The following is an 8219-nucleotide window of genomic DNA, read 5'->3' on the forward strand; positions in this document are numbered from 1 at the left end:
AGTCCTTTCAGACGTTGAGGTTCATCACGCGGTCCACCGCGATCTCGACCACGACCCGGTCGGGCGGGTCGGGCGGCGGGGACCAGTAGCGTTCGGCGTAGCGGCGCGCCCCTTCGGCCACGCGCGCGCTGTCGGTGCGGACGACGGCGGGCCCTTCGAGCGTGACCCAGCGGAAGCCGTCGACCTGGCAGAGGGCGGCGCGGCCGCCGGGGACGGCGAGCAGGTTCCTCGCCTTGCGGGAGGAGGCGACCGTCATGACTCTGGCCAGGCCCGCGGCGCCGTCCCATGAAGCGCACGGCCACCACGTGCGGCGAGCCGTCGGGCCTGAGAGTGGTCAGGGTGGCCACGTGCTGCTCGGCGAGGAAGGCCTCGACCCGCTTCGGCAGGGCCCTCATCGGAAGGCGGCGAGGTTGCGCGCGGCCCAGTCGGCGAAGGAGCGCGCAGGGCGGCCGAGGAGCCGTTCGACGTCGGGGCTCACCTGCTGCTCGGCGGCCGACGGCGTGCCGAGGATGGCGAGCGTGCCCTCCACGACGGGCGCGGGCATGACGCGCGACATCTGCGCGCGGGCCTCCTCGCGGGTCTGCTCGACGAACCGCCGGACTCCGCCCGCCTTGGCGGCGTCGAGGATGGCCTGCGGGTTCTCGCCCGCGACGAGCAGGAAGAGCGCGTCGGCTCCGTCGAACGCCCCGCGCAGGCCGGCGGGCTCGGACAGGTCGGCCTGCCGGTGCTCCACACCCTCCGGTTGCCGCGCGGGCTGCCGGGAGACCGCTGTCACCTTCTCCCCTGCCGCAGCGAGGGCTCCCACGAGCTCCCGACCCACGTTTCCTGTCGCACCGGTCACCACGATCATGATGGCTCCATCTGAGTTAGTTGTCTGACTCAGTGAGACCATAGCCGCCAGGAAGGGCATGTGTCTATAGTTAGACAGTTGACTGACTCAACGAATGTCCGGCAGCGGCCGGGCAAGCGGGAGCGGCTGGCGACGGCCGCGGCCCAGGTGCACGAGACTCATGGCGACCGAAGGCCGCAGGCTGGAGCGCTGGATCGACTCGCTCGGCTGACGGCTCGCAATCCCCGTCGCGCCGCGAGTTATCCCGGAGCGCCCCTTGGGTAGCGACCGGTGATGAAAGCACCGGCGTCTCCGCACGTCGCCTGGCCGGTGATGTATCACCACTGGTCGACGATGACCTTCCTGCACTGGCGGTATCCACCCGCCCTCGTCCAGTCCCTGGTCCCCGAATCCCTCACCGTCGAGACCTTCGACGGTACGGCCTGGGTCGGGCTGACGCCGTTCCTCATGGAAGGCGTGAGGTCACCGGGAATGCCCGTACTGCCCTGGCTGTCCCGCTTCCCCGAGACCAACCTGCGGACCTACGTTCGCGACGATCGGGGCCGCAGCGGGATCTGGTTCCTGTCGCTGGACGCCGGACGGCTTCCGGCCGTGATCGGCGGGCGGGCCGGCTACGGCCTGCCGTATTTCTGGTCGGACATGTCCGTGGACGCCGACGACGCGCTCGTGCGGTACCGGTGCCGCAGGAAGTGGCCCGAGCCGAGCGGCGTGCGGTGCGACGTGGACGTCGAACCGGACACGGAGCCGGTCGACGACGAGCTCGCGCACTTCCTGACCGCCCGCTTCCGGCTGTTCACCCTGATCGCGGATCATGTCGCCTCGGCCGAGGTGGAACATCCGCCCTGGCCGCTGCGCCGCGCGGGCCTGGTGTGGCTGAACCAGAACCTGGTCGAGGCGGGCGGGCTTCCCGCCCCCGACCACGCCCCCATGCTGCACGCCTCCCCCGGCGTACCGGTGAGGGTCGGCATGTGGCACTGGTGAGCCGGACGCTACGTTGATCGTCCATGAGGAAGAAACCGATGATCGCTCTCTTACTCGCACTGACCGCCTGCTCGTCCCCGGTCGCCGACCCGATCCTGAAGGACCCGGCGAGCTGGCCGCTGGCCACACTGAAGTCGGTGGGCACCATGGAGGACGACCTGGCGGAGGGGGCGGACAAGGTACTGGCCCGGATCCAGGTCGGCTCCCACGACCTGACCCCGTGGATCAACACCAAGGGCACCTGCGGGCTTGCCGAGCACGGCGGAAGCGTAGGGTGGAACCTCTCCATCGAGCTGGGCCAGACCAGCGGCACCAGCACCAGCGGCGAGGAGGGCTTCGCCGGACCCGCCGAGCCTGCGGCCCTCACCGCCTGGGAAGGCACCGGGTACCTGATCTGCACGCCGACCCGCATGATGGTCAAGGTCAAGACCCGTGAGACGAAGGTCGAGCTGACGGGCAACGCGAGCGCACAGGTGGGCAACGGCTTCGTCGCGGTCGTGATCGGTACCCCGGAGGCGCGCGCGGAGTCGCTCCCCCAGGCGACCATCACCGGCAAGTAGACGAACGAACGGGTGAAACAACCCGGCCCAGCCGTACATCTCCTCAGGTGTGTCCACCAACCGGAAGGAACACCACATGGGGCCACCGGAGCCAGAACATCGCTTCGAGGAGATATACACGGCGCACTACCCCGCCGTCTCTGCGTATGTCAGACGGCGGACCGACTCGCCTGACGACATGGCCGACGTGATCGCGGAGACGTTCACGACCGCCTGGCGCAGGCTGCAGGAGGTTCCCGAAGGTGACGAGGCCAGATTCTGGCTCTACGGCGTCGCCAGACGAACTCTCGCCAACCACTTCCGCTCCGAGGAGCGCAGGGTCGCGCTGGCCTTACGGCTGCGCGAGGAGCTGACGGCCTGGGCCGGCTTCGTCGTGGACGGGGACCACGACGAGGCGCGCCAGGCGTTCCAGCGGCTGTCGCCCGACGACAGGGAGTTGCTCGCGCTGGTCGGCTGGGAGGGCCTCAGCACCGGCGAGGTGGCCAAGGTGCTCGGCTGCTCCAAGGGCGCCGCGCGCCTCCGCCTGCACCGCGCCCGCAAGCGGCTCGCCAGGGCGCTGTCCGCCGCCGATCTCGATCTCAGCAGGTACGGCTCACGTGCCGTCTCACTCGCCGAGGGTCACTCATGAACGGAGGGTCACTCATGAACACCGACATCGATCGCGTCGTCGCACACCTCGCACCCGACCCGGGACCTGGCATGAGCGAAGGCGCGCGTCAACTCATGCACGAGATCATGGAGGGCGACCCCGCGCCGGCCGCCGGGCTCGCCGACCGGCGCAGGAAGCTCGGCCGACGGCCTCGGCTCGCCGCCGTCGGCCTGATAGCGGCCGCCGCCATCGGGGTGAGCTGGCTGGGACCGTCCGGTTTGGGCCTCGGGCCCGCTCCGGTCGCCGCGCTCGACATCAAGCAGGAGGACGGCTACTACGTCGTCACGGTGAAGGACCTCTACGCCGACCCCGACAGCTACGAGGCGCAGCTCGAGGCCGTCGGCCTCGACATCTCGATCAGGGTCAAGCCGGTCTCCGCCGCCTTCGAGGGCATCGTCTTCCCCACGTCCGGTGAGAGATACGTGGACGAGTTCGAACCCATCGAGGCACCCGGCACCTGTGACAAGGCCGGCGGCTGCCCCGTCGGCCTGAAGATCCCGATCGGCTTCAAGGGGTCGGCCGACATCTCGCTCGGGCGGAAGGCCCGGCCTGGCGAGCAGTACCAGTCGACCACCTCGTTCGACGCGCTCGGCGAGCCGATGCACTGCGTCCCCTACATGAACAAGCCGGTCGGCCAGGTGCGGGAGATGCTGCGACAGCGTGGGATCTCCGTCAAGGAGTTCATGGTCGAGGACCCCAACAGCAAGTCAGACGACTACGAGGTGAAGGACTCCGTGCCCGACTCCTACCTCGTCACCGGCGGTTCGCTGAGCGAACCCGGCAAGACGATGCTCTCGGTGTCGACCACGCCCATGAAGGCGGAGTACGTGAAGAACGTGGAAGAGGCCAACGGCTGCTCGGTCTCCTGACAGTCGGTCTGGAAAGCGGGGCGACCATGCGCCGCAGGCGCCCCGCCTAGCGCCCGGCGAGACGCCGGATCGCGAGGGAGAGACGACCAGGCCGTCGAGCGGGAGCGACACCGTCACCGATGATCGCGAGGTACACGGTGCGCACCGCCAGCGCCCGCTCGAGTTCGCGGATCACCGGCGGGAAGAACTGCTTGCGGTAGTGCGGGTCGACCATCGTCGAGACGACGAAGTACATGCTGGAGAAACCCGCCAGGAGCAACGACACCCGCAGCAGTTCGCCGGGCACGGCAGGCAGGAGGTGTGACGGGCTGGGCGGCGAACCGATCCACTGATGCATCGTCTCCGGATCGATGAGGACCAGGCCCATCGAGACGAAGAACAGGAACATGCCGATGCCGACCACGGTCGCCTGGGCAAGTTGCCTGCTGGCCAGCAGAAGCAGAAGGTTCAGGCTCTGCGTACGGGTCAGCGGGGCCGCGGCGCGCCACTCGGACAAGCAGGCGGCGGAACCTTCGAGCGGGGTGCCACGACACGCGGTGATCACGACATCGGTGGAGAGACCGTCCTCGATCTGCGCTATCTCGTCACGCAACCGGGCGCCCGACGTGAACACGGTCACGGTCGCGAAGATCGCGATCACGAAGCTCTCGCGCCCCCATGTCAGCCTGCCGGCCAGTTGCCACAGCTCACCGGTGAAGAAGAAAAAGAGGGTGAGGAAGAGCAGCATGGGCATGCTGCGGGCCTGCAACTGGAAGCTGTTCCTCAGGTCGCGGAGGGTATGGACCAGCGCGCGACCGGCCAGCGGCACCAGCCCGAAGGCGGTGCAGAAGGAGGCCAGCAGAACGAACAAACCGAAGAACAGGATGGCCCCGACGATGACGAAAATGGACTCCGTCTCGGCTACGGACGCATCTATCTGCATCGAGACGCCGGCCACGCCGAAGCCGTACAGCACGACACACGCCAGCGTCGCCAACCTGACGATCGTGGTCCGGCGGGTGACACTGATCCAGTGGCGCAGTCCGAGCGCCGCGACGGCGGCCAGGACCATCGGGATCGCTTCGAACCCGGGCGCCAGCAGGAAGACGCCCCCGAAACCCAGCAGGGGCGCTATTCTGGCCGGCGTATCGCCGCGCCGATGCCGGAGCCTGGGCAGCCCCTGGCGGACGAACCACCGCTCGGCGTGGGTGACCCGCTGTGCCGTCGCCTGCTTCTCGGTCGCGACCGGTTCCCGCGTGTACGTCATCGGCACCTCCTCAGGGCTCCGGGCCACTATGCGGAGGACCGATTGACGCTCACTTGCATCGCACTAGGGATGACCAGCGCAAACGCCGATGATCTAGCTGAACTTGGTCGTAGGGCGCGTCGCGGCAAGGTGCTCGGCGAGCGCGGTGCACCCGCCCCATCAGGCTCGTCAGATGAGCAGGGCATCCCTCACGCGAACTTCGACTTGGGGCGCTCCTCCAGCACCTCGTCGACGTAGACGTCGAGCTTCTCGTTGTAGAAGGCGATCAACCCGGCGATCCGCCGGCTCTCCTCCAGCGGGGTCCGGTAGGACCAGGCCAGGTCCGTATGGCCGTTCACCGACCAGTACTCGGCCGTCCCCTTGTACGGGCACTGGGTGGAGGTGTCGGTCGGCGTCAGGAGGTCCAGGCGGACGTCCGTCTTCGGCAGGTAGTAGCGCGCCGGCAGGCCGGTCTCGAACAGGATCATCGGGCGCGAGGAGTCGGCCACGGTGACGCCGTCGACCTCGACCCTGACCCGGCGGGAGCTGGGCAGGATGTCGACGCGGGTGTACGGGCTGCGAGGGTGGACGTAGACCTCCTCGTCCTCCTCGAACCAGGCGTCCATCGCCGCCCAGTCGAAGCGGACGTGGTCCTTCAACTCCTCGATCGGGGAGTCGGGATAGGTGAGGGCGGCGTCGGCCGCCTCCTTGCCGCCCGCGGTGACGGTGTGGACGACGCCCTCCCCCCGGCTGGGCGAGTGCGCGGTCGCGCCGGTCGGCTTGAGCACCGCCTGGTCGACGTCGGCGAGGGGCAGGTAGTAGGTAGGGTAGTACGGGCTCTCCCAGACCAGGAGCGCCTTCGTCGTGTCGGCTATCTTGAGGCCGCCGAAGTAGGTGCGTACCCGCTTCGCCGTCGGCTCGACCTTCAAACGGCTCTTCATAGGGGCGGAAACCGTCCACCCGGGCGCGCTATTCCGTCAGGCCGGTGGGTGGTCTCCGGTCGCTCCGTCGATGAGCTCGCGCATGATGTCCATGTGGCCCGCGTGCCGTACGGTGTCCTCGATCATGTGGATCAGCACCCAGCGCATCGACACGGTGGTGCCGTTCCACGAGGTGCCGAGGTCGTCGAGCCCGATCTCCTCGATCGCCTTGTCGGCGGCGGCCCTGGCCCTGCCGTAGAACGCCACGATGTCGGCGGTGCTCTCGTCCGGCGCCGCCGCCATGTCCTCGGTGATGTCGAACCAGAGCGGCTCGATCTCACGCCCGAACGTGGTGCAGAACCACCCGTACTCCACCGTCGCCAGGTGCTTCACCAGGCCGAGCAGGTTCGTCCCCGACGGGGTCATGGGTCGCCGCAGCGCCTCGTCGTCGAGGCCGTCGAGCTTCCACAGCACCGCGTCGCGGTGCCGGTCGAGGCTGATGTGCAGGCTCTCCTTCTCGCTGCCGGTGTACGGCACGCGTCTCATCATGCGCCGACCCTACTGGCCACGCCTTTCCCTCCGGACGACACACGATCTCCCCTCGTTACCGCTACCGGGGCGACGGGCGTGCGAGCCTGTCAGTGACGGGCGACCCGCCCGGCCACTCTGACCAGGAGGTTCACCCATGAGCCGTTCCGCCGCCCTGGTGGATGCCGACTGGGTCGAGGCCAACCTCGACTCTCCCGGTGTCGTGCTCGTCGAGGTCGACGAGGACACCAGCGCCTACGACAGGAGCCATATCCGCAACGCTGTCAGGATCGACTGGCAGGCCGATCTGCAGGACCCCGTCCGTCGTGACTTCGTCGACAAGGCGGGTTTCGAGGCGCTGTTGTCGGAGCGCGGGATCGCCAACGACGACCTCGTGGTGCTCTACGGGGGCAACAACAACTGGTTCGCGGCTTACGCGTACTGGTATTTCAAGCTCTACGGTCATTCCAACGTCAAGCTGCTGGACGGCGGGCGCAAGAAGTGGGAGCTGGACTCGCGTGAGCTGGTGACCGACGTCCCTGCCCGCCCGGCCACCACCTACAGGGCCCAGGAACAGGACACCGCCATCCGCGCCTTCCGCGACGACGTCCTCGCCTCGATCGGCGAGCTCAACCTGGTGGACGTGCGCTCGCCCGACGAGTTCACCGGCAAGCTGATGGCTCCGGCGCATCTTCCGCAGGAGCGGGCGCAGCGCGCGGGTCACGTGCCGACGGCTCGCAACATCCCGTGGTCGAAGGCGGCCAACGACGACGGCACGTTCAAGTCCGACGAGGAGTTGGAGGACCTGTACTCGGGTGCGGGTGTCGACTTCGGCAAGGACACGATCGCCTACTGCAGGATCGGGGAGCGTTCGGCGCACACGTGGTTCGTGCTGCACGAGATCCTCGACCAGGCCAACGTGAAGAACTACGACGGTTCGTGGACCGAGTACGGCTCGCTCGTGGGCGTACCGATCGAGCTGGGGGAGGCTCACTGAGGGCCGGCGGCCGCGGGGGAGGCCCTCCTCCCCCGCGCCTGACGCCCTCCCCTGGGCGAACGACCAGCTGAACGCGGGCCTCGCCGTACGGTCTCCGGCGAGTGCGCGCGAGTGTATTGACGCTGCCGCAGGTAGAGGTTAACGTCATCTCAAAATTAAAAGGAAACCTTACTAATAGTTTCCTGCAAGCCTCCCATCCCACACCCCCGTTCACCCCCCAACCGGATGTCGGAGCATCATGAGACACACCATCCTGAGCAAGGTCCTCGCAGGCCTGGCGGCGTTACTGATGCCGCTCACCGCGGCCGTCGTCGCCCCCTCCAGCGCGTACGGCGCCGCCACGTCCAGCACCTCGGCGGCCGTCTTCGCCGCGTGGGCTCCGTGGACCGCTTACACGGCGGGCACCCGCGTCACCTACAACGGCGTCGAGTACGAGTGCGTCCAGAGCCACACCTCCCAGCCGGGCTGGGAACCGCCCAACGTCCCCGCGCTGTGGAAGACCACGGGCGGCGGAGGCGGTGACACCACCGCGCCGTCGGTACCGGGCAACCTCCGCTCCACCGGCGTCACCGCCGGCAGCGTCTCCCTCGCCTGGAACGCCTCCACCGACAACGTCGGCGTCACCGGCTACGAGATCTAC

At 68.4% G+C, this 8219-nt stretch carries 11 protein-coding genes and 1 pseudogene; 6 read left to right on the plus strand and 6 right to left on the minus strand.

What is annotated here, in order from left to right:
* Positions 1-7 precede the first annotated feature (7 nt).
* The 3 genes and pseudogenes from AB0B45_RS30330 to AB0B45_RS30340 all read right to left on the minus strand — a co-directional run bounded on the left by AB0B45_RS30330 (position 8) and on the right by AB0B45_RS30340 (position 850).
* Entirely contained in the window at positions 8-256 is a 249-nt protein-coding gene (locus tag AB0B45_RS30330; RefSeq protein WP_358137855.1) for a hypothetical protein, read from the minus strand.
* Positions 257-329: 73 nt separating this feature from the next.
* Positions 330-395: pseudogene (locus tag AB0B45_RS30335) on the minus strand (hypothetical protein); the annotation flags it as partial.
* On the minus strand, positions 392-850 hold the full coding sequence (locus tag AB0B45_RS30340) for an NAD(P)H-binding protein (protein WP_358137409.1): 459 nt from the start codon (positions 848-850) through the stop codon (positions 392-394). The pseudogene AB0B45_RS30335 and the gene AB0B45_RS30340, both read right to left, overlap by 4 nt.
* A gap of 273 nt (positions 851-1123) precedes the next feature.
* Between AB0B45_RS30340 and AB0B45_RS30345 the strand changes: the two genes are divergently transcribed.
* The 4 genes from AB0B45_RS30345 to AB0B45_RS30360 all read left to right on the plus strand — a co-directional run bounded on the left by AB0B45_RS30345 (position 1124) and on the right by AB0B45_RS30360 (position 3909).
* Complete coding sequence (locus AB0B45_RS30345; protein WP_358137412.1) at positions 1124-1831, plus strand: DUF2071 domain-containing protein; 708 nt, start codon at positions 1124-1126, stop codon at positions 1829-1831.
* 38 nt (positions 1832-1869) lie between these two features.
* On the plus strand, positions 1870-2391 hold the full coding sequence (locus AB0B45_RS30350) for a hypothetical protein (protein ID WP_358137415.1): 522 nt from the start codon (positions 1870-1872) through the stop codon (positions 2389-2391).
* Between the two features lie 76 nt (positions 2392-2467).
* Positions 2468-3019: an RNA polymerase sigma factor gene (locus AB0B45_RS30355; RefSeq protein WP_358137418.1), complete on the plus strand. Its 552-nt coding sequence runs from the start codon at positions 2468-2470 to the stop codon at positions 3017-3019.
* 14 nt (positions 3020-3033) lie between these two features.
* Positions 3034-3909: a hypothetical protein gene (locus AB0B45_RS30360; RefSeq protein ID WP_358137421.1), complete on the plus strand. Its 876-nt coding sequence runs from the start codon at positions 3034-3036 to the stop codon at positions 3907-3909.
* Between the two features lie 46 nt (positions 3910-3955).
* Here AB0B45_RS30360 and AB0B45_RS30365 read toward each other — a convergent pair whose 3' ends face one another.
* The 3 genes from AB0B45_RS30365 to AB0B45_RS30375 all read right to left on the minus strand — a co-directional run bounded on the left by AB0B45_RS30365 (position 3956) and on the right by AB0B45_RS30375 (position 6603).
* The gene (locus AB0B45_RS30365) at positions 3956-4960 is read right to left on the minus strand and encodes a hypothetical protein (protein ID WP_358137424.1); all 1005 of its coding nucleotides are present in this window, start codon (positions 4958-4960) and stop codon (positions 3956-3958) included.
* Positions 4961-5343: 383 nt separating this feature from the next.
* Positions 5344-6075 carry a DUF427 domain-containing protein gene (locus AB0B45_RS30370; RefSeq protein WP_358137426.1) on the minus strand — a complete coding sequence of 244 codons (732 nt, stop codon included), beginning with the start codon at positions 6073-6075 and terminating at the stop codon, positions 5344-5346.
* 36 nt (positions 6076-6111) lie between these two features.
* Positions 6112-6603 carry a DinB family protein gene (locus AB0B45_RS30375; RefSeq protein WP_358137428.1) on the minus strand — a complete coding sequence of 164 codons (492 nt, stop codon included), beginning with the start codon at positions 6601-6603 and terminating at the stop codon, positions 6112-6114.
* Positions 6604-6739: 136 nt separating this feature from the next.
* On the opposite strand from AB0B45_RS30375, the gene AB0B45_RS30380 reads away from it, so the two are divergent.
* Together AB0B45_RS30380 and AB0B45_RS30385 are read left to right on the plus strand one after the other, a co-directional pair.
* Positions 6740-7579: a sulfurtransferase gene (locus AB0B45_RS30380; RefSeq protein ID WP_358137431.1), complete on the plus strand. Its 840-nt coding sequence runs from the start codon at positions 6740-6742 to the stop codon at positions 7577-7579.
* Positions 7580-7817: 238 nt separating this feature from the next.
* On the plus strand, positions 7818-8219 hold a 402-nt coding region (locus AB0B45_RS30385; RefSeq protein WP_358137433.1), incomplete at its 3' end, for a carbohydrate-binding protein.

Origin of the sequence: Nonomuraea sp. NPDC049152 (assembly GCF_040648355.1) — a bacterium.
In the GTDB taxonomy this organism is placed as follows: Bacteria; Actinomycetota; Actinomycetes; order Streptosporangiales; family Streptosporangiaceae; genus Nonomuraea.